Origin of the sequence: Streptomyces sp. NPDC059355 (genome assembly GCF_042752335.1) — a bacterium.
Classification (GTDB): domain Bacteria; phylum Actinomycetota; class Actinomycetes; order Streptomycetales; family Streptomycetaceae; genus Streptomyces.
This window is the reverse complement of record NZ_JBHYXN010000008.1, coordinates 188,392-209,240: the sequence shown is the minus strand read 5'-3', so window position 1 is coordinate 209,240 and position 20,849 is coordinate 188,392. Positions and strand designations below refer to the sequence as shown.

General features: G+C 73.8%; 14 protein-coding genes. 7 read left to right on the top strand and 7 right to left on the bottom strand.

The window, feature by feature from the left end; all coding sequences use genetic code 11:
• Positions 1–58 precede the first annotated feature (58 nt).
• From ACFXGI_RS10925 to ACFXGI_RS10915, 3 genes are all read left to right on the top strand, one after another.
• Positions 59–853 carry a BTAD domain-containing putative transcriptional regulator gene (locus tag ACFXGI_RS10925; RefSeq protein ID WP_384705101.1) on the top strand — a complete coding sequence of 265 codons (795 nt, stop codon included), beginning with the start codon at positions 59–61 and terminating at the stop codon, positions 851–853.
• Between the two features lie 20 nt (positions 854–873).
• Positions 874–4,146: a DUF3376 domain-containing protein gene (locus ACFXGI_RS10920; protein ID WP_384705100.1), complete on the top strand. Its 3,273-nt coding sequence runs from the start codon at positions 874–876 to the stop codon at positions 4,144–4,146.
• Between the two features lie 74 nt (positions 4,147–4,220).
• On the top strand, positions 4,221–6,287 hold the full coding sequence (locus tag ACFXGI_RS10915) for a SpoIIE family protein phosphatase (RefSeq protein WP_384705099.1): 2,067 nt from the start codon (positions 4,221–4,223) through the stop codon (positions 6,285–6,287).
• Positions 6,288–6,360: 73 nt separating this feature from the next.
• On the opposite strand, the gene ACFXGI_RS10910 is transcribed toward ACFXGI_RS10915, so the two are convergent.
• Positions 6,361–9,159 carry a SpoIIE family protein phosphatase gene (locus tag ACFXGI_RS10910; RefSeq protein ID WP_384705098.1) on the bottom strand — a complete coding sequence of 933 codons (2,799 nt, stop codon included), beginning with the start codon at positions 9,157–9,159 and terminating at the stop codon, positions 6,361–6,363.
• An 18-nt stretch (positions 9,160–9,177) separates the two neighbouring features.
• A complete protein-coding gene (locus ACFXGI_RS10905) occupies positions 9,178–10,155 on the bottom strand; it encodes a GlxA family transcriptional regulator (RefSeq protein ID WP_384705097.1) in 978 nt (325 codons plus the stop codon).
• A gap of 82 nt (positions 10,156–10,237) precedes the next feature.
• Here ACFXGI_RS10905 and ACFXGI_RS10900 point away from each other — a divergent pair, with 82 nt between their 5' ends.
• Positions 10,238–10,825, top strand: a complete 588-nt coding sequence (locus tag ACFXGI_RS10900; protein ID WP_384705096.1) for a cysteine hydrolase family protein — start codon at positions 10,238–10,240, stop codon at positions 10,823–10,825.
• A 94-nt stretch (positions 10,826–10,919) separates the two neighbouring features.
• On the opposite strand, the gene ACFXGI_RS10895 is transcribed toward ACFXGI_RS10900, so the two are convergent.
• Complete coding sequence (locus tag ACFXGI_RS10895; protein WP_384705095.1) at positions 10,920–12,068, bottom strand: glycerate kinase; 1,149 nt, start codon at positions 12,066–12,068, stop codon at positions 10,920–10,922.
• 143 nt (positions 12,069–12,211) lie between these two features.
• Between ACFXGI_RS10895 and ACFXGI_RS10890 the strand changes: the two genes are divergently transcribed.
• Entirely contained in the window at positions 12,212–13,903 is a 1,692-nt protein-coding gene (locus ACFXGI_RS10890; RefSeq protein ID WP_384705094.1) for a BCCT family transporter, read from the top strand.
• Between the two features lie 19 nt (positions 13,904–13,922).
• Here ACFXGI_RS10890 and ACFXGI_RS10885 read toward each other — a convergent pair whose 3' ends face one another.
• Both ACFXGI_RS10885 and ACFXGI_RS10880 read right to left on the bottom strand, forming a co-directional pair.
• Entirely contained in the window at positions 13,923–16,376 is a 2,454-nt protein-coding gene (locus ACFXGI_RS10885; RefSeq protein WP_384705093.1) for a hypothetical protein, read from the bottom strand.
• A 46-nt stretch (positions 16,377–16,422) separates the two neighbouring features.
• Entirely contained in the window at positions 16,423–17,439 is a 1,017-nt protein-coding gene (locus ACFXGI_RS10880; protein ID WP_384705092.1) for a glycosyltransferase family 2 protein, read from the bottom strand.
• A gap of 284 nt (positions 17,440–17,723) precedes the next feature.
• Between ACFXGI_RS10880 and ACFXGI_RS10875 the strand changes: the two genes are divergently transcribed.
• Complete coding sequence (locus ACFXGI_RS10875) at positions 17,724–18,224, top strand: NUDIX domain-containing protein (RefSeq protein WP_384705091.1); 501 nt, start codon at positions 17,724–17,726, stop codon at positions 18,222–18,224.
• A 35-nt stretch (positions 18,225–18,259) separates the two neighbouring features.
• Entirely contained in the window at positions 18,260–18,688 is a 429-nt protein-coding gene (locus tag ACFXGI_RS10870; protein WP_384705090.1) for a hypothetical protein, read from the top strand.
• A gap of 1 nt (position 18,689) precedes the next feature.
• On the opposite strand, the gene ACFXGI_RS10865 is transcribed toward ACFXGI_RS10870, so the two are convergent.
• Both ACFXGI_RS10865 and ACFXGI_RS10860 read right to left on the bottom strand, forming a co-directional pair.
• Positions 18,690–19,187 (bottom strand): methylated-DNA--[protein]-cysteine S-methyltransferase, encoded by a 498-nt coding sequence (locus ACFXGI_RS10865; RefSeq protein ID WP_384705128.1) that lies wholly within the window; start codon positions 19,185–19,187, stop codon positions 18,690–18,692.
• Positions 19,188–19,210: 23 nt separating this feature from the next.
• Positions 19,211–20,692 carry an AlkA N-terminal domain-containing protein gene (locus tag ACFXGI_RS10860; RefSeq protein ID WP_384705089.1) on the bottom strand — a complete coding sequence of 494 codons (1,482 nt, stop codon included), beginning with the start codon at positions 20,690–20,692 and terminating at the stop codon, positions 19,211–19,213.
• Positions 20,693–20,849 lie beyond the last annotated feature (157 nt).

The following is a 20,849-nucleotide window of genomic DNA, read 5'->3' as shown; positions in this document are numbered from 1 at the left end:
CTAGGTGACGGTGCGCGCATAGCATATGTGGTCGGACTTCTATGCAGGAGGACCGCCTATGAACCAGCAGTTCCTCGCGTCCCCGGTCCGCGTCCCCGGGCAGGGGGAGCCGCCGGCCCTCCATCTCCTGGGTGGCCCGCGCGTCATCCATCAGGGGAGATGGCTGGACGTGCCCGAAGGGGGCAAGCGCCTCCTCGCGTTCGTCGCGCTCAACGGCGGCCGGGTCGAGCGCCGGCACGCAGCCGGGACGCTGTGGCCGTCCGGCGACGACCTGCGGGCGGCGGGGAACCTGCGGTCCGCGCTGTGGCGGCTCAAGGCCGCCGGCATCGACCTCCTCGACTCCGACAAGTGCTCGCTCGCCATGCGCGAGCACACCGTGGTGGACCTGTACGTGCTGTACGGCTGGGCCGGGCGGCTCATCGGCGGCACCGCCACCGCCCAGGACCTGTCGGCGCTGAAATGGCGCACCGACGCGCTCGACCTGCTGCCCGGCTGGTACGACGACTGGGTGCTGCTGGAGCGGGAACGGGTCCGCCAGCGGCTGCTGCACGCGCTGGAGGCGCTCAGCCGCGAGCTGGCCCGGGTGGGCAGGCACGCCGAGGCGGTGGAGTCGGCCCTGCTCGCCGTCAGTGCCGAACCGCTGCGCGAGAGCGCCCAGCGGGCCCTGATCGAGGCGCACTTGGCGGAGGGCAACCTGATCGAGGCCATGCGCGCGTACGACACGTACCGCGCTCTCGTGAAACGCGAACTAGGGGTGGAACCGGGATGTGAACTCTCCGGCCTGATAAGGAACTTCTGCCGCTCCACCACCCGCACCCGCGAGGTGGTGGCCGCCCGGGTGCGCCGCGCCTGATCCGGGGTCAAGCTGGTGGCATGAGCGACGACCGGCCGGGTCGGCGCAGTACCGAACTGCGCCTGGCCCTCGCGATGCGCGGCGGGGTCAGCCTCGCCGTCTGGATGGGCGGGGCCTGTTGCGAGACGGCGGCGCTCCGCGCCGCGGCCGGGCGGAAGCCCGCCCCCGAAGCGGGCCTCTACGCGGGCCTGCTGGACACGTGCGGATACGAGGACGTCGACATCGACGTCCTCGTCGGGACCAGTGCCGGGGGGCTCAACGGCGTCCTGCTGGCCTGCCACCTCGTGTACGGGATGCCCTTCGGCCGCGGCGTACGGGACGTGTGGCTGCGCCTCGGCGACCTCGAAGGGCTGCTGCGCCGCTCCACGCCCTTCCACGTGCCGGCCTCGCTGATGCGCGGGGACGAGGTCTTCTACGCGGAGCTGCGCGACGCGCTGGGCCGGCTCATCGACGAGGCCCCGCCGGACTGGAAGCCCCCCGCCTCGCTCCGGCTGATCCTGACGGCCACCCGGCTGCGCCCCCGCCGGGACCGCGTGCGGCCCACCCTCGGGCGGCCGCTCCTGGTCGGCCGTTCGAACGCCTACTTCCGCTTCCGCCACCGCAGCTCCCTGACGGACTTCCCCGTCGACGTCACCGGCGCGGCCCGGGAGGCGGCACTGAACCGGCTCGCCTACGCGGCGCGCACCTCCTCCTCGTTCCCCGGGGCCTTCGAACCGGCCCGGGTGTACCTCGGGAACGGCGCGCAGCCCGTCGAGGACCCGCCCCGGGTGGACATGCGCGGGGTCAGCAGCGAGACCGGGTACCCCGACGAGAACCTGAACGGCTGCGCCGAACTCGTGGACGGCGGGCTGCTGGACAACATCCCCGTCGCCTGGGCCGTACGGGCCGTCGCCGGGGCCCCGGTGGCCCGCAAGGCCGACCGCTGGCTGCTCTTCCTCCAGCCCGTGCCGCCGTTCCCGCCGCCGCCCGAGCCGGGGAGCAGCCGGCGCGTGACCCGGCTGGTGCGGATGGCCGCGAAGTCCCTGGCCGTGAAGACCGGCTCCGAGTCCCTGCGCGACGACGCCCTCGAGCTGCGCGCCGCCGAGGCCGCGGCCCAGCGCAAGCGCGCCGCCGCCGGGGCGCTGCCGCTGACCCTCGCCGAGCTGGAGGACGTGGCGACGGCCCGGCGGGGGGCGTACGCCCGTACGGTCGGCGGGGCGGAGGCGCTGCGGCTCGTCCGGCTGCTGGAGGACCCGGCGGACGTGACCGGCCCCGACGCGCTGCCGCTGCCGGCGGGCCCGGGGCCGCTGGAGGCGCTGGACGAGAGCGTGGGCCGTGGCTCGACGGCCCTCTTCGCCCGGCTGCGCGAGGCGTCGGACGGCCTGGCGGTGGGGCCCGGCGCGCTGCCCGGACCGGGGTGCTCGCCGCTGGTCCTGGCGCGTACCGTACGCCTGCTCATGGACTGGCTGGACGCGTACGAGTCCGGCGCGGGAGGGGAGGACGGCGGCCCGGCGGCCGCGGGGCCCGCGGGCACGGACGCGGTCGACTCGGCCCCGACGGACCGGCAGCGCGTGGAGGCGTACCGTACGCGGCTCTTCGCGTGCCGCTCCGCCGTCGCCACGCTGACCGCGGCCCGGGACCGGCTGCTGCTCGACCGCTACCGGACCGCCCTGTCCCAGGGGCTGCTCCCCACCGACGCCACGGCGCCCTTCCGCGAGGCGACCCGGCTGCTGGGCGCCCTCATGCCGCCCGCGCTCCCGCCCGGGGCGGCCTGCGCGCAGTGGGAGACCTGGGCGGCGAACCTCGCGACGGCCGTCACCGGCGGCTCCCTGCCGCAGCCCCCCGCCCCCGCGCCCGCCCCCGTGCCCGGCCCCGCCCCGGGTGCCGTACCGGAGGGCTTCGGGCACCTGTGGGAGCGGCTGGCGGAACTGGGCGCGGAGATCGGTGTGGACCTGGTCCCCGACGTCGCCGGCTACGAAGCGCTCCACGCGGCGGCCCGCGGCGCCGGTCCGATGACCGACGCGCTCGCGTACGCCGAGGTGCTGCTCGGCCCGCTGCGCCCGGACCCGCTGGCCGAGGCGCCCGACATCGACTTCCACACCCTCTCGGCGGCGAACACCAGCTGGGCCACCCGCAGGGTGCTGCCGGCGGCGGTCCAGGACTCCCCGAAGGACATGGTCAGGGCCAAGCTCAGCGGCAACCAGCTCAACAACTTCGCCGCGTTCCTCAGCGCCCGCTGGCGGATGAGCGACTGGACCTGGGGCCGTCTCGACGGAGCCGCCTCCCTCGTGTCCGTCGTCGCCACCGACGAGCGCTTGGGCGAAGCGTTCGGCGACACCGCAGACCTCACGGCCCTCGGTGAGCGGATCGCCGCGAAACCGGCCCTCGGTCCGGCGTTCATGGAGCTCTGGGCGCAGGACGTCACCTCACGGTCGGACGTGGAGCCCTGGGACCGGGTACGGGACGTGCTCACCGCCGTACGCCAGCACGAGATCCTCCGCGAGGAGCTGCCGTTCCTCGCGGAGCTGCACCGCAAGGGCTTCCGGGGCGGCAACAAGCCCCCGGACCCGCCGCTGAACCCGCCCGCCCTGGCCGCACCGGCCGCGTTCGAAGCCGCGCTGGGCTCCTTCGGCGGGATCGGCGAGGAGGAGGTCGGACAGCTGCTCCGGGCGCGGGATCCCCGCCGGGCGGCCCTGCGGACCGGGCTCCTCGCCTGGCCGGCGCTCCAGCCCACCGGGAAGGCCGGGGCCCGCGCGGTGCAGGGCGTCCTCGGCGCGCTGAAGCCCCTGGTCTACCTCCCGCCCCTGGTCGGGGTGGTGGCCCCGCTGTGGGGACTGATCGCGGCCGTGCTGATGTGGACGGGCATCGCCTTCTCCACCGCCCACTGGTCCTCGCTGCTCGCCCACGTTCCGGTCTGCCTGTACGCCATGGTCGCGCTGGCGGCGCTGGTCAGGCAGTGGATCCGGCCCGCCTGGCTGCGCCTCCCCCTCGTCGTGCTCGCACTGGCCGGCCCACCCGTCGCCCTGTGGCAGCTGCGCGGTGCGCCGTTCCCGGCGGTCGGCGACGGCTGGCGCACCCTGATCGTCGGGGCCTGCTTCGCCCTCGCCGCCGCGGCCGTGCTGTACGTCGGGACCGACCGGTGGTGGCTGCTGCCGGGGGCCGCCGCGGTCGCGGGCGGGATCGCCGCCCTCGTCCAGTTCGGCCGCCCGGGGCTCGGCGGCTGGTGGGCCGCCCTCATCCTCTACGCCGTCCTGTTCTGGGTCACGTTCGCACTGCCCTGGCTGTACCCGAGGCAGCGGAGCGCACCGGCCTGACGCAGCGCCCCGTGCCGATGGCTCGGATAGGGTGAATCGGTAGGAATCGGACCCCCCGGGGTGAGGTCGGTGCGGTGGACACATACCAGTCGACGAGCGAAGTCCCGGAACAGCCGACCGCGGCCGTCGGGTACGCCGGCGTACTCAGCGAGCTGCTCCCGATCGCGCTGTGGCGGGAGGACGCCGACGGGATCATCGTCGAATGGTCGCTCGCCGCCCAGGACCTGCTCGGCCACCGCCCCGAGGACATCCTCGGACTGGCCGGCACCTCCGTCCTCGTCCCCGAGGCCAACCACGCCCTCGCCGCCGACCTGACCCGGCGGGTCCAGGCGGGCGAGACGGTCGTCGGCACCCTGCCCGTGCGCCACCGCGACGGGCACCGCGTCACCATGGAGATGTGGATCGTCCCCGCCGCCGACCCGCAGGGCCGCACCGGGGCCATGCTGATCGCCGTCGAGACCACCGAGGTCCTGCGCATGCGGGACTCGCTCGCCGCCCTCCAGAGCCTGTTCACCCAGTCGCCCATCGGCCTCGCCACCCTCGGCCCCGACCTGCGCTTCCTGCGCGTCAACGACGCCCTGGCCCGGATGAACGGGGTCTCGGCCGCCGCACACCTGGGCAAACGGCTCACCGAGGTCGTGCCCGGCGTCAACGCCGCCGCGCTCGAGGCGACCATGCGCCAGGTCCTGGACCGGGGCACCGCCGTCGTCGACGTGCGCCGCACCGGCCGGACCCCGGCCGATCCCGGGCACGACCACACCTGGTCCTGCTCGTACGCCCCCCTGCTCGACGGCTCCGGCCGCCCGCTCGGCGTGATCGCCTCCCTCATCGACATCACCGAGAGCCAGCAGGCCCAGGGCGAGGCCGAGCGGGCCCGCCGCCGCTTCGCCGTCCTCGCCGAGGCCGGCACCCGCATCGGCACCACCCTCGACCTGAGCCAGACCGCCCGGGAGATCGTGCAGGTCCTCGTACCCCAGCTGGCCGACTCGGCCGACGTGCAGCTCCTGGAGACCGTCCTCGCCCCCGACGACGCGGCGGCCACCCACGAGGGCGTGCTGCGCCGCATCGCGGTCGAGTTCCCCGACCCCGAGGCCCCCACCGCCCGGCTGGCACCCGGCCAGACCTTCCAGATCCCGCCCGACTCCGTCTACGAACGGGTGATCGCCGAGGGCCGGCCCATGAACCTGTACCGGGCCGACGTCCACGCGCTGCTCCCCGACCCGCGCGCCGCCGAGCTGCGCGCGTACCTCGCCACCCTCGGCTCCGCCCGGCTGATCCCGCTCCTCGCCCGCGGCACCGTGCTCGGAGCGGTCACCGTGACCCGGATGAACGACCGCGAGCCCTTCGACGAGCAGGACTGCGTACTCATCGACGAGGTGGTCGCCCGCGCGGCGCTCAACATCGACAACGCCCGGATGTACACGAACCAGCGGCGGGCCGCGCTGACCCTCCAGCGCAGCCTCAGCAACAGCGCCCTCCCCGAGGTCGCCGGCCTGGAACTGACCGGCCGCTACCTGCCCGCCAGCGACCACGACGTCGGCGGCGACTGGTACGACGTCATCCAGCTGCCCGGCGGCCGCACCGGCCTGGTCATCGGCGACGTCATGGGCCACGGGATCCACGCCGCGGCCGTCATGGGTCAGCTGCGCACCGCCGTACGCACCCTCGCCCGCCACGGCGTCTCCCCGACCCGGCTGCTGCGCTCCCTCGACGAGGCCGTCGCCGACCTGGGCGAGGACGAGATGGCGACCTGCGTCTACGCCGTCCACGACCCGGCCACGGGCGGCTGCGTCATCGCCCGCGCCGGCCACCCGCCGCCGGCCGTGGCCACCGCCGACGGGGAGGTCACCTTCCTCGACGGCCCGCCCGGCACCCCGCTGGGCACGGGCGGGCAGGAGTTCCGCACCGAGGAGGTCGCCCTGCCGCCCGGGAGCCTGCTCGTGCTCTACACCGACGGGCTCATCGAGTCCCGCGACCGCGACCTAGACCAGGGCATGGCCCAGCTGGGGTGGGTGCTGCGCGACGCCGGGCAGCCCCTGGACGGGCTGTGCGAGGACATCCTGGCGCGGCTGCTGCCGGGGGCCCCGCAGGACGACGTGGCCGTCCTGCTCGCCCGTACGAAGGCCGCCGGCGGCCGCTGAGTCGCCGGCGGCTCTCGTACGGGCCTGCCGCAGCCCGGGGCGAATCGATACGCCTGCGTCCGGCGCACCCCGGTCACCAGGCCAGGTCCTCCAGCGCCGTCAGGTCCGGTACGGGCAGGGCCGGCTCCGGCTCCCCGGCCAGCGGCAGCTCGGCCCAGATGACCTTGCCCCGCTCGGTGTACCGGGTGCCCCAGCGCTCGGAGTACTGCGCGACCAGGAACAGGCCGCGGCCGCCCTCGTCGGTGGTGGCCGCGTACCGCAGGTGCGGCGAGGTGCTGCTGCCGTCGGAGACCTCGCAGATGAGGCTGCGGTCGCGCAGCATCCGCACCCGGATGGGCGCGTTCCCGTACCGGATCGCGTTGGTGATGAGCTCGCTGAGGATGAGCTCCGCCGTGAACGAGACGTCCCCCAGGCCCCAGGCGGCCAGCTGCGCCGAGGCCGCGCCCCGGACCCGGGAGACCGCGGCCGGATCGGCCGGCACCTCCCACTCGGCGATCCGGTCCGCCTCCAGCCGCCGGGTGTCGGCGATCAGCAGGGCGATGTCGTCGCTCGGCGTAGGGAACAGCAGCGCCGCCAGTACGTCGGCACAAGCCTGCTCGGGGCTGCGGCCGGGGTGGGCGAGCGTCTCGGCCAGCAGGGTGAGGCCGGTGTCGAAATCCCGGTCGCGGTCCTCCAGCAGGCCGTCCGTGAACAGCACGAGCCGGCTCGACTCGGGCAGCCGCAGCCGCACGGCCTCGAAGGGCATGCCGCCCACCCCGAGCGGCAGCCCGGCGGGCAGCTGCGGGAACTCCACCGAACCGTCCGGCCCGACCAGGGCCGGACCGGGGTGCCCGGCGCTCGCCATCGCGCAGGCCCCGGAGACCGGGTCGTAGACCGCGTACAGGCAGGTGGCACCGGTGACGCCGGCCGCCTCGCCCGCTCCCTTCGCGGGGTCCCCGGCGCTCCCGGACTCGTTCTGGTCGATCCGGTGGATGAGCTCGTCCAGATGCCCGAGCAGTTCGTCCGGCGGCATGTCCAGGGAGGCGAAGTTGTGCACGGCGGTCCGCAGCCGGCCCATCGTGGCCGCCGCGTGCACCCCGTGCCCGACGACGTCGCCGACGACCAGTGCCACCCGGGCACCGGCGAGCGGGATCACGTCGAACCAGTCGCCGCCCACCCCGGCCTTCGCGGGCAGGTACCGGAAGGCCACGTCCACGGCGGTCTGGTCCGGCAGCACCCGGGGCAGCAGGCTCCGCTGCAGGGCCACGGCCGTCGCGTGCTCCCGCGTGTAGCGGCGGGCGTTGTCGATGGAGACGGCCGCCCGCGCCCCCAGCTCCTCCGCGAACGACAGGTCCTCCTCGTCGAAGGCCTCCGGGGTGTCGGCGGCCCGCCAGAAGTTCGCCATGCCGAGGACCACCCCGCGGGCCTGCAGCGGCACCGAGATCAGCGAGTGCAGCCCGTACCCGAGGGCCTGGCGGGTGCCCGCCTCGTCCTGGGCCCGCCAGCCCATCGCCGCGTGCAGATCGGGGGCGAGCACCGCGTGTCCGGCGTCCAGGGCCGCCGCCATCGGCGCGGTCGGCACCACGAACCGGATGACGTCGCCGACCGGCTGCAGCGGCTGGTCGGTGCGCACCCCGCTCATCGCCGCCCGGCGCATCTCCGTGTACACGCCCGTGCCCCGCGAGGGCTCCTCGCCCTTCAGCACCGGCTCCAGCAGCTCCACCGTCACGAAGTCGGCGAACCGGGGCACGGCCACCTCCGACAGCTCCTCGGCGGTCCGCACCACGTCCAGCGTGGTCCCGATCCGCACCCCCGCGTCGTACAGCAGCTGGAGCCGGTCCCGGGCCACCTCGGCGCGGCCGGAGAGCGCGGCGAGCTCGGTGGTGTCGCGCAGGGTCATGACACTGCCGGCCGGGTGCCCGCCGTACGGCTTGGTCGGGCGGACGTTGACGGCCAGGAGCCGGTCCCCGGCCAGGTGCACCTCGTCCGTGGCGACCCGCCCGGACACCAGCAGCGAGGTGGTCCGCGGATCGAGTCCGAGCTCGCTCACGTGGCGCCGCTCGGCGTCGGGCGGCAGGTTCAGCAGCCGCCGGGCCTCGTCGTTGGCGAGCAGGAGCCGGTGGTCGGCGCCGATGATCAGGACGCCCTCGCGCACCGCGTGCAGGACGGCCTCGTGGTGCTCGTTCATGCGGGCCATGTCGCCCGCGCCCAGGCCCCGGGTCTGGCGCGACAGCCGCCGGCTGACCAGGGCGGCGCCGCCCGTGCCGAGCAGCAGCGCCCCGGCCGCGGCGCCGAGCAGCAGCGGCAGCTGGCCCGTGACCGAGTCGGAGACGGTGGCGACCTCGATGCCGGTGCCGACCAGGCCGACGACCTTGCCGTTCGCGTCCCGTACGGGGACCACGGCGCGGACGGCGTCGCTCGGCGAGCCCTTGAACACCTCGGTGAAGGGGTGCCCGGCCACGGCGCGCGAGAGGTCGCCGGTGGCCCGTTTGCCGATCAGATCCGGCCGGGAGTCGGTGTAGCGCAGTCCGTCGGGGGTCATCACGGCGATGAAGTCGACGCCCGCGGCCCGCCGCGCCGCCTCGGCCAGCGGTTGCAGCTCGGCCGTCGGATTCGGTGCTCTCAGGGCCGCGGGCAGCCCGGGGGCGTGGGCGAAGGACTCGGCGGCCGCCAGCGAGCGGTGGCGCGCGTCGCGCTCGGTGTCGTACCGCTCCTGGAAGACGAGGGCGAGCGCGGCCGCGGTGATCAGCAGGACGACGATGAACGCCATGAGCGCGAAGACCTGACCGGCGACACTGTGGGCGCCCCGGGGGCGCCACGCGGGCAGCCCCGCGTCCCGCCCGGTCGGCTGCCGGGCCGGCGATCCCCTGGGTCGACCCAAACGTCCGGTCATGAGCCATTTCTAACACTGTCACCGCGATTTGGGCGGGGCTGCCGATGCGGTGGCCGCCGCAGCGCGGTACGCGCGGGGGCTGAGGCCGACGTACGCGGCGAAATGCTGGCGGAACGTGACCTCGCTGGCGAAGCCCGCGCGCCGGGCCACCTCCGGCACCGGGTGATCGGTGCGCTCCAGCAGCTTGCGGGCCGCGTCCAGGCGGTGGACCAGGAGCCAGCGGTGCGGGGTCGTGCCGGTCGCGGCGACGAAGTGGCGGGCGAAGGAGCGCGGGGACATCCCGGCCCAGCGGGCCAGGGTGGCCACGGACAGCGGCTCGTGCAGATGGCGCAGGGCCCGCTCCCGTACGGCCGCCAGGGCCTCGGTGGTGCGGTCCGCCGCCGGGGTGGGCCGGTCCAGGTACTGGGCGTGGTCGCCGGTGCGGAACGGGCCCGTCACCATGGACCGGGCGATCGCGGCGGCGGCCTCCGCGCCGTGGGCCCGGCGCACGAGGTGCAGGCAGAGGTCGATCCCGGAGGCCACCCCGGCGGAGGTCCACAGCCCGGCGTCCTCCACGTACAGAGGGGCGTCCTCCACCCGCACGCCGGGGTGGGCCGCGGCCAGCGTCGGTGCCAGCGACCAGTGGGTCACGGCCCGGCGGCCCGCCAGCAGGCCCGCCTCGGCGAGGATGAACGCCCCGGCGCACAGCGCGGCCACCGGCACGCCCCGGGCGTGCGCCTCCCGCAGGGCGGCGAGGACCGGCCCGGGCGTCGGGTCGGACGGCTCGGCGAGCGCCGGTACGACGACGAGATCGGCCTCGGCGAGCCAGTCGAGCCCCCGGTCGGGGGCCAGGGTGAGCCCGCCCGGCAGCGCGATGGCGCCGGCGTCGACGGCGCACCGGCGCAGCTCGAAGCGGGGGACGCCGAGCCGGCTCCGGTCGGGACCCCAGACCTCGGTGATGACGGCGAGGTCGAAGCTGCGGATGCCGGGCTGGACGACGACGGCGACACGATGCATGCTGCCATTCTGGCAGGATCCCATCGGTTCGGGTCCCGCGAGCGCCTGTCGGCGGGCCGGTCGGGCGGAAGATCATGAAGCCATGACGAAGAACGAGATCGAACTCGCCCCCAACGCAGCGCTGCTGGTCATCGACGTGCAGAAGGGCTTCGACGACGCGTCCTACTGGGGACCGTGCAACAACCCGGAGGCGGAGGCCAACATCGCCGCCCTCATGGACGCCTGGCGGGAGACCGGCCGCCCGGTGGTCCTCGTCCGGCACGCCTCGCTGACCGCCGGCTCGGTCCTGGCCGCCGGCCACCCCGGCCACGCCTTCAAGGACTTCGTGGCGGACCGGGCGGGTCAGGAGTCCCTGCTGATCACCAAGACGGTGAACTCCTCCTTCTACGGCACCCCGGACCTGGCCGACTGGCTCACCGCCCAGGGCATCGGCCAGCTGGTGGTGACCGGGATCCAGACCAACATGTGCGTCGAGACCACCGCGCGGATGGCCGGGAACCTGGGCTACGAGGTCCTCGTCCCCCTCGACGCCACCCACACCTTCGACCTGACGGCCGGACCGGCGGGACCCTCCCTGACCGCGGACCAGCTGGCGACCGCCACGGCCGTCAACCTCCAGGGCGGCGGCTTCGCCCGCGTCGTCACCACGGCCCAACTGCTCGGCGCGTAGTCCCGCAGCGGTCCCTCCGGCGACCGAGGCCGGAAAACGCCGGGGCCCGGCGCCCCCGCTCGGGGGTGCCGGGCCCTGTACGGCCGACCGTAGGTCAGAGCACCTCGGCGGCGATGTTCGCCGCGACCCGCTCCAGCAGGGGGCCCGCGTTCGGGATGGACTTGGCCGGGTCGGGCTCCAGGTCCGTCAGCGGGTACGCCTTGCGGATGCCGGCCGCCTCCAGGGCCTCCTGGCCCAGCAGCAGACGGCCGCAGACCGCCACGACCGGCTTGCCCGCCGCGCGCGCCGCGGCCGCGACACCGGCCGGCGCCTTGCCGTGCAGGGTCTGCTCGTCCAGCGAGCCCTCACCGGTGATCACCAGCGTGGCGCGCTCCAGCGCCGGCGCGAAGCCCAGCACCTCCAGCATCAGCTCGATCCCGGGCCGGAACGACGCGCCGAGCAGCAGCGCCCCGTACCCGATGCCGCCCGCGCCGCCCGCACCCGGGGCGGCGGCCAGCCGGCCCGCCTTCTCCCCGATCGACTTCTCCAGCACCACCGCGAAGTGCGCCAGCGCCGCGTCCAGCGTCGCCACGTCCTGCGGCGAGGCCCCCTTCTGCGGGCCGTAGACCGCGGGCGCCCCCTTCGGGCCGGTCAGGGGGTTGTCCACGTCGCTGGCCAGGACGAAGTCGACCTCCGCGAAGCGCGGGTCGATCCCGGACAGGTCCGCGGACGCCAGTTCCGCGAGCGCGCCGCCGCCCGGACCGACCGGTTCACCGTTCGCGTCCAGGAACACCGCACCGAGTGCGGCCAGCATTCCCGCACCGCCGTCGGTGGTGGCGCTGCCGCCCACGCCGAAGACGATCGAGCGCGCGCCCGCGTCCAGCGCGGCCTTCAAAAGCTCGCCCGAGCCGTACGTGGTCGCCGTCAGCGGGGCGAACACACCCGCCGGCAGCAGCTGGAGCCCGGAAGCCTCCGCCATCTCGACCACGGCGGTGCCCTCGCGCAGCGCGAAAGCGGCCGTGACCTGCTCACCGAGCGGTCCGGTGACCCGTACCTCCCGGCGCTCGAACCCGGCCGCCACCGCGGCCGCGACCGTACCGTCGCCGCCGTCCGCGACGGGGAGGGTCTCGACCTCCACGTCCGGTACGGCCTTGCGAAGGCCGGCCGTCACCCGCTCCGCGACCTGAACGGCCGTGAGCGAGCCCTTGAATTTGTCCGCGGCGATGAGCACGCGCGCGGTCTCAGTTACTGCTCCGTTCGTCACCTTGCTAATCCCTTGCTATCGAACAGTGCAGTCGCGCCCCCATGAGCCTATCCGGAGGATCCTCCTATGCCCATGGGTGGCCTGGGTCACACGCGGCGCGCCATCCCCCTAAATAGGTATATACGCCTGCATAGTGTGGCCGCATGAGCGCGGATCCACTGGAAGACGCACGTCCGCAAGGCCCGGAACCCGCACCGGACCCGGCCGTCGTCACCATCGGGGTGATCGCCGTGCTGGCCGTCGTCGCGTGGGCGGCGCTCGGCAAGCACTCCTTCGACACGGCGTCGAGCACCGCGCTGGCCTGGGTCCTGGCCAATTTCGCCTGGCTGTTCGTGATCGCCGCCGACGTCTTCCTCGTCATGTGCGTCGTCCTCGCGATCAGCCGCTTCGGCCGGATCCGGCTCGGCGCCGACGACTCCGAGCCCGAGTTCACGAACCTCGCGTGGATCGCGATGATGTTCAGCGCAGGCATGGGCATCGGCCTGATGTTCTACGGGGTCGGCGAGCCGCTCACCCACTACCTGAACCCGCCGCCCGCCTCCGGGGCGGCCCCCGGCACCGGGGCGGCCGCCCAGGCGGCCCTCGACTACTCCTTCTTCCACTGGACGCTCACCCCCTGGGCGATCTACGGCATCGCGGGCCTCGCCCTCGCCTACGCCACCTTCCGCAAGCGCCGCGGCAACCGGCTCAGCGCCGCCTTCGTCCCGCTGATGGGGGAGGAGCGCGCGGGCGGCTGGCCCGGCAGGGCCATCGACCTGCTCGCGGTCTTCGCCACCGTCTTCGGCACGGCGACCAGCCTCGGCCTCGGCGCGCTCCAGGTCGCCGAAGGGCTCCACATCACGGCCGGGATCGAGGACTCCACCGGCGTCGAGCTGATCATCATCGGCTCGCTCTCCGCGGCCTTCGTGCTCTCCGCCTTCTCGGGCCTGCACAAGGGCGTGAAATGGCTGAGCACGATCAACATCGTGCTCGCCGCGGCCCTGATGCTCTTCGTCTTCCTCCTCGGCCCGACCGTCTACGTCCTCGACGTGATCCCCGCCAGCATGGGCAGCTACCTGCACGAGTTGCTGCCCATGGCCACCCGTACCGGCGCCTTCACCGACAGCTCCTGGCTCGGCGCGTGGACGATCTTCTACTGGGCGTGGTGGCTGTCCTGGGCGCCGTTCGTCGGCACCTTCATCGCCCGCATCTCCCACGGCCGCACGATCCGCGAGTTCCTGATCGGCGTCCTGCTCGTGCCCAGCGGGGCCACGGTGGTCTGGTTCTGCGTGATGGGAGGCACCGCGATCCGCCTCGACTCCACCGGCGCGGCCGACCTCGCCGTCAAGGTCAAGGACGGGGCCGAGGCCTCCCTCTTCGCCATGCTGGACGCGCTCCCGCTGGGCACCGTCACCTCGTACGCGGCCATGGCCCTGGTCATGACGTACTTCGTCACCAGCGCCGACTCGGCCTCCCTGGTGATGGGCTCGCTCACCAGCCGCGGCTCGCTGAACCCGCCCACCTGGCTCGTCGTCACCTGGGGCGTGCTGATGGCGGCGGTGGCGGCCGTACTGCTGGTCGCGGGCGGCCTCAAATCCCTGCAGACCGCCACCATCCTGGTCGCGCTGCCCTTCGTGATCGTCATGATGCTGCTCTGCTGGGCCCTGGTGAAGGAGCTCCGCGAGGACCCGGGCGCCGGGCCGGCCCGCCACCACGCCCTGCACGGGATGCGCGACGCGGTCACCGCGATGGTCGGCGACGCCGTCACCGACCGGGCCCCGATCCGCCACCCCCGCCTGCGCCGCCTGGCCGGCTCCCCCCGCCGAGACCGCGAGGACCCGCCCCCGCCGCCCTGACCCCCTGCGGGGGCCGAGGTCACGACAGCCGGTAGACGGCGACCCTGCCGTTGTCGAAGACCGGCCGGGCCAGCTCGGGAAGGCGCGGCGACTCGTGCCCCGTCGGCCGGTGGACCACCACGAAGCGGACGTGATACCGGTCGTGCAGCGTGCGGAGCTTCGCCTCCGTGGGCCGGTGGACGGCGTCCTCGTTGAGGGCGAACAGCTCCTGGTCCCAGAACGGGCCGTCGTAGGCCGTCCCGCCCCGGGTCAGCGCGACGGCGCGCGGCGCGTACGCCCAGCCCTCGATCAGCACCGACCGTTCCGAGTACCCGCTGAGCCACTGGGAGCGGGTGTTGTTGCAGGCCGGCCCGTTGGCGTAGTCGTCGAACTCCCAGCAGTGGCTGTTGGTGACCAGGACGTCCGACGGCTCGCTGTGCGCGCGGATCCAACGCGCCGCGTCGACCTGCGAACCGGGCAGCACCCAGGAACCGACCCAGGCCTCCTGCCGGGACTGCAGGGCGTCGTGCGCGAGGCCGGGCGCGCCCGCGGCGAGGGCCGCGGTCAGCAGGACGATCCCGCCGCGCCCGCGCAGCGCGGGCCGGGCCCTGCCGACGAGCCGCCACAGGGCGCCGCAGACCAGGGCTGTCAGGGCCAGTGCGGCCGCCGCGCCGAGAGCGGCCAGCAAGAGGGAGTACGAAGAGTTCGCCTCGCGGTCACCGCAGAGGCGCTGGACGAATTTCGCCCAAGCGTCCGAGTAGCGGTAGATCGCGAAGGTGAGCAGCGCGATGAAGGCCGGGGTGGCGACGGCGAGTGCCACCCTGGCCCGGCGGGGCAGCGCGGCGCGCTCGAACGACTCGCAGTAGCCCCAGGCCGACAGCACGGCGCCGAAGGGCAGCGCGGCGATGGTGAAGTAGCTGGAGTTGTAGCCGTTGACGGTCAGGTACGCGGCCGGCCCGGCGACCGCGGCACCCAGCAGGAACCACTGCACCGGCTCCAGCTTGAACGTGCGGCGCCACAGCAGCGGGATCATGCCCAGCAGCTTCACGTGGTGGTTCAGCAGGAAGGCGGCCAGCGTGGCGGCGACGACGAGTGCCTGGAAGGCCGCCGGGCGCGCGTGCCCCGGGTCGGCCCAGTAGCTCTGGATGTTGCCGAACGGGGCGATCTCGAGACCATAGCTCTCGAAGTGGAAGATGACCGCCGTGGCGAAGACCTGGGCGCCGGCCAGGATCGCGCCCAGTCCGACCACGGTCCACGGCACGCGGCGGGTGCCGATCAGCATCACGAGACCGGCGACGGCCAGTCCGGCGAGGGTGACGGGCAGCGTGCTCGCCTTGGCGGCGCTGGAGGCCAGGGCGAACAGGGCCGCCAGGACGAACACCCCCCGGCCGAACAGGGGGGCGCCGACCCCACCCGGGCCGGCTTCGGCGGCCGCGCCGTCCGCCCCGCCGCTCTTGCCGGCCCCGGCCCCGGCCTTGATGCCGCAGCGGCGCAGCGCGTCACCGACGACACCCATCAGCGCGATGAGGAGCGGCTGGCTGTACGTCAGGGACAGGCTCGACCAGAACATCAGCCGGACGGCCGGAGCCCCGAAGGTCCAGGTGTTGACGTTGTTCGGGTACGTCGCGGTGAACTCGCCGACCGCGAAGACCAGCACCGCGGCCAGCGGGCCGGCCCAGGCGCGGCCGGTCAGGCGCCGGGCCACCACGGCGGTGATCACCATGGAGAGCGCGGCCAGCGCGGGAACCATGAGCCTGGACTCGACGACCGGCAGGTCGATGTGCCCGACCATGTCGGTCATCGCCATGTGGGCGAAGGAGAACCAGTGGTAGTACAGCGGTTCACCGGCGGCCTGTGGCACGGTCAGTGGCGCGTGCTGCTTCGCGTTCGCGGCGAGCGACAGCATGTACGGCATGTCGCCGAAGATCCTGTCGCTCTCACCGGTCGGCAGCACCGGGTACCGCGCCAGGAACACCTGGTGGAAGTACGCGCTGCTGAGCATGACCGTCCCGGCGACCGACCAGGACCAGCCCGGGGAGGAGGCCCGGTAGCCGCGCGGACGCCAGTGCCGCCGCAGCCGGGGCACCGCCGCGAAGGGGATCACCACGGCCAGCGGCCAGGCGACGGCGACCGACTGGGCGCCGAGGGAGACGATCAGGAACCAGGCGACGAGTTCCAGGACCAGGCCGGTGACGGCTCCGTACGCGAGGTCCTCCAGCAGGCTGAACGGCCGTCGGCGCAGGGCCCGGAACACGAGCGTGCCGGGGAGCAGTACGCCCCACAGCGCATAGCCGGTGTAGCGCGCGACGTCGCCGACCGAGGTGTCGGCGAGCAGCAGGAGCACGACCAGGAAGAGGTAGGCGGCGAGCCCCGGCAGGAACCGCCGGAGGAGCTGTACGGCTGGTCGCCCGACCTCGCCCGGTGAGGTGGATCCGCCGGGCCGCCGGTCCGAGAGGGCGGTCCGCTCGGGCGCGACGCTGTCAGTTGTTCCCATGCCGTTGATGTTCCTGCCTGGTGTGCGTCGGCTGACTGGCCGTGGATCAGGCCGCGTATTCGGAGGTCCGCGCCTTCGGCGCGGAGTCGCTGTCCTCGGCGGAGTCGTAGCCGACGAAGTAGGCGGGCCGCGCCTGGACGGCCGAGTAGATCCGCCCGATGTACTCACCGAGCAGGCCCACGCAGATGAGCTGCACACCGCCGATGAAGAGCATGCCGATGAACAGGGACGACCAGCCGGGCACGGTCGAGCCGAACGCGTACTGCAGGGTGGTGTAGATCGCCAGGCAGAAGCAGACGAGGAAGCTCATCAGGCCCAGCCAGGTGGCGAGTCGCAGCGGGGCGGCCGAGAAGTTGGTGATGCTGTCGAGGGCGAGCCGGACCATCTTGGACAGCGGGTAGTGGGTGCTGCCGGCGACCCGCTCCTCGCGGACGTAGACGACCTCGCCGCTGTTGAACCCGAGCCACGGCACGAGCAGGCGGTAGACCGGCTGGTGCTCGGGCAGGGACTTCAAGGCATCGACGGCGGCCCGGCTGAGCAGGCGGAAGTCGCCCGCCTGGTTGGGCATGTTCTTGCCGACGAGCTTGCGCATCAGCCAGTAATAGGCGCCTGCCGTACGCCGCTTGAAGAAGGTGTCGGTGCCGCGGTCGCCGCGAACGCCGTAGACGATGTCCAGGCCCTTCTCGCGGGCGAGCGCGAACATCTCGGAGATCTTCTCCGGCGGGTCCTGCAGATCGGCGTCGATGCTGACGACGTAGTCGCCGAGGGCCCGGTGGATGCCCGCCGTCAGCGCGGCCTGGTGCCCGGAGTTGCGGGCGAAGCGCACGATGCGCAGCTCGGGCCAGTCCTGCCGTATCATCTGCATGATCACAGGCGTGGCGTCGGTGCTGCCGTCGTCGATGCCGACCACCTCGTAGCTCACGCCGAGGTCGTCCAGGATCGGGCGCAGGCGCGCCACGGTCAGCGGCAGTGCCTCCTGCTCGTTGTAGATCGGGATCACGACCGACAACACGGGCACCGGCTTGGTGACCTCGTCGCGTGCAGAGGCTGCTGCGTTGTGCATGGCTGTTCGCCTGTCCTCATATCTGAGAGCGAAAGGGCGTCGGCGGACGCGCCGACGCCCTGAACCGGCCGCGTACGACCGGTCATGAAGTACGGGCCGGGCCGGAGGATGGCACACCGGCTCCAGGCGTCCCCCCGGCGCCGGAGGTCTTCAGGCGCAAGGAACCCGGAATGAGCGGCCAGAATATCACCGAAATGCGATCATCATTTGATCGCCTGTATGCCGGATGGCGGCCGAATACGGCGGGCGTGAGTCCGGTAGGACGGCTGGGTAGGGTTGGCGGCGTGACCACCACCGATGACTACGCCGCGTACATCGCGAGCCTGCCCCGGGTGTTGGCCGGGGCAGCCGCCCTCTACCGCGACGCCGACGGGCGGGTGCTGCTCGTCGAGCCCAACTACCGTGAGGGATGGGCCCTGCCGGGCGGCACCGTCGAGTCGGACTCCGGTGAGTCCCCGCGGACGGCCGCCCGGCGCGAGAGCGCCGAGGAGATCGGCCTGGACCTGCCGCTCGGCCGGCTGCTCGCCGTCGACTGGACGCTCGGCGAGGGCCGTCCGCCGCTGGTCGCGTACCTCTACGACGGCGGGGTGCTCGACGAGGCGCAACTCGCCTCCATCAAGCTCCAGGAGGAGGAACTGCTCTCCTGGCGGCTGGTCGAGCCCGCCGAACTCACCGCGTACCTCCCCGGATCGCTCGGCCGCCGCACCCGGGAGGCCTACCGGGTCCTGGAGTCCGGCGAGGGCGCCGCGGAGTTGGAGAACGGCAGCCGTCCGGTCTCCTCGTGACACCGGGCCTACTTCGAGCAGGACAGAATCATCTGATGATCACGATGTACGCCTGGCCCAGCACCGCCGACGGGCCCGACGCCCTGCCCATGGTCCACTTCACCACCGAGCAGCAGGAGGGCGGCGAGGTCACGGCCGAGGGGACGCCGGTGTGGCTGTTCGACACCGCGATACGCGAAGGCGGCTGGGCCTCGTTCACCGACTTCGAGGGCTGGTCCGTCCCCGCCGCCGGCTGGCAGGCCTTCTACCGCCGTGAGGACGACCTCCTCGCCGTAACCGGCCCCGGCGCATGCGAGGGCTGGTACCAGGGCCATCTCGGCGCCGACGCCGCATGGGTGGAGGCCGCCGGCGCCCAGCAGAGCGTGGTCCTGCTCGCCGCCCCCGTCCAGCACCCCTCCCTGTACGCCTACGCGGTGGAGGCGGGGGCCGCGTTCGCCCTGCTCGTCCCCCTCGCGCTGGTCTGAGTCACGACCCCGTCGCGCCGGACTCGAAGGCCAGCAGCTGCACTTTGCGCTCGACGCCGCCGCCGTAGCCGGTCATGCTCCCCGAGGCGCCGATCACCCGGTGGCACGGGACGATGATGCCGACCGGGTTCTTCCCGTTGGCCAGGCCCACCGCGCGCGAGGCGTTCGGCTTGCCCAGCCTGGCCGCGAGCTCCCCGTACGACCAGGTCTCGCCGTACGGGATCCGTACCAACTGGTCCCACACGCTGCGCTGGAACGCGGTGCCCTCCAGCCGGACGGGCACGGCGAACTCGGTGAGCTCCCCGGCGAAGTACGCGGCCAGCTGCCGCACGACCTCGGGGAAGGGCTCCTCCGTCACGGCGACCCGCTCCCCGAAGGACTCCTCGGCCGGGCGGTGCCGCTGCCCGGTCATGTACAGGCCGCTGAGGACGCCGTCGGTGGCGACGAGGGTGAGCGGACCGTACGGGCTGTCGACGATGCTGTGCTGCTTGGTGCTCATGGTGCTCATGGCGTACGCACTCCTCAGACGGGCAGGTGGTTGATGGGGTGGGCATCGGTGGCCCACAGGTACTGCACGGCGTACGCGCGCCAGGGCCGCCAGCCGGCCGCGCGGGCGGTGAGCGCCGCGGGCGTGGACGGCAGCCCGAGCTCCTTCGCGGCCCGCCGGACCCCGAGGTCGGACGGCAGGAAGGCGTCCGGGTCGCCCAGCGCCCGCATCGCGATCACCTCGGTGGTCCACGGGCCGAACCCGGGCAGCGCGGTCAGCCGCGCCCGGGCCGCCTCCCAGTCGCTGTCGATGCCGAGCGGGAGGGAGCCGTCGGCCAGCGCGCCGACGAGGGTGGTCAGGGTGGCGCGCCGGCTCGCCGGGAGGGCCAGGGACTGGGGGTCCAGAGCCGCCAGCGCCTGCGGCGAGGGAAACAGGTGGGTCAGCCCGCCCTCGGGATCGGGATCGGCGACCGGCTCCCCGTACGAGGCGACCAGCCGGGCGGCGTGCGTACGGGCCGCCGCGGTGGACACCTGCTGGCCGAGCACGGCCCGTACGGCGAACTCCGCCGCGTCGACCGTACGCGGCACCCGGCGCCCCGGGGCCTTGTCCACGAGCGGGGCCAGCAGCGGATCGGACCGCAGCTGCTCGTCGACGGCCTCGGGATCGGCGTCCAGATCGAGCATCCAGCGGCAGCGGCTGATGGCGATCGTGAGGTCGCGCAGGTCGGTGAGGGCCAGCTGGCAGCCGATGTGGTCGGGCTGCGGGCTGAGCGCCACGACCCCGGTGCCGTAGGGGAGCCGCAGCGTCCGGCGGTAGGCGCCGGCCCGCCACTCCTCGACGCCGGGGACGGCCGTCGCGGCGAGGTGGCCGAAGAGGTTGTCGGGGTTGAGTGGGGCCCGGTACGGCAGGCGCAGGCTTATGCTCCCGGGCACCCTCGGCGCGTGCCGGCTCGTCTTCCCGGCCCGCAGGCGCAGCTCGCCGGGGGCGAGGGCGAAGACCTCGCGGACGGTCTCGTTGAAGGTCCGGATCGAGGAGAACCCGGCGGCGAAGGCGATGTCGCCCATCGGCAGCTCGGAGGTCTCGATCAGCAGCCGGGCGGTCTGGGCGCGCTGGGCCCGGGCGAGGGCGAGGGGTCCGGCTCCGAGCTCGGCGTTCAGCTGCCGCTCCACCTGGCGGGTGGAGTACCCCAGCCGCACCGCCAGCCCCGGCACTCCCTCGCGGTCCACGACCCCGTCCTGGATGAGCCGCATGGCCCGGGCGACCGCGTCGGCGCGGGCGTTCCACTCGGGGGAGCCGGGGGAGGTGTCGGGCCGGCACCGCTTGCAGGCCCGGAACCCGGCCTGCTGGCAGGCGGCGGCGCTGGGCAGGAAGGTCATGTTCTCGACCTTGGGCGGCACCGCGGGGCAGCTGGGCCGGCAGTAGATCCCGGTGGTCCGCACGGCGGTGAAGAACCATCCGTCGAAGCGGGCGTCCTTCGACTGCACGGCCCTCACGCAGCGGTCGGTGTCGGTGTACATGGCTCCAGCATCCCGGGCCGGCCCTGGCCGGGCTGGCGATTTTCCGACATCAAGCGTAGCCCTCCGGGGGTGGGACGGGGGCGGAGTCGGGGTGGCCGGGGTCGGGGGCGGGGTGGGGCGCTGCCCGGGGTAGGCAAAGTTTATATTACGATAGTTT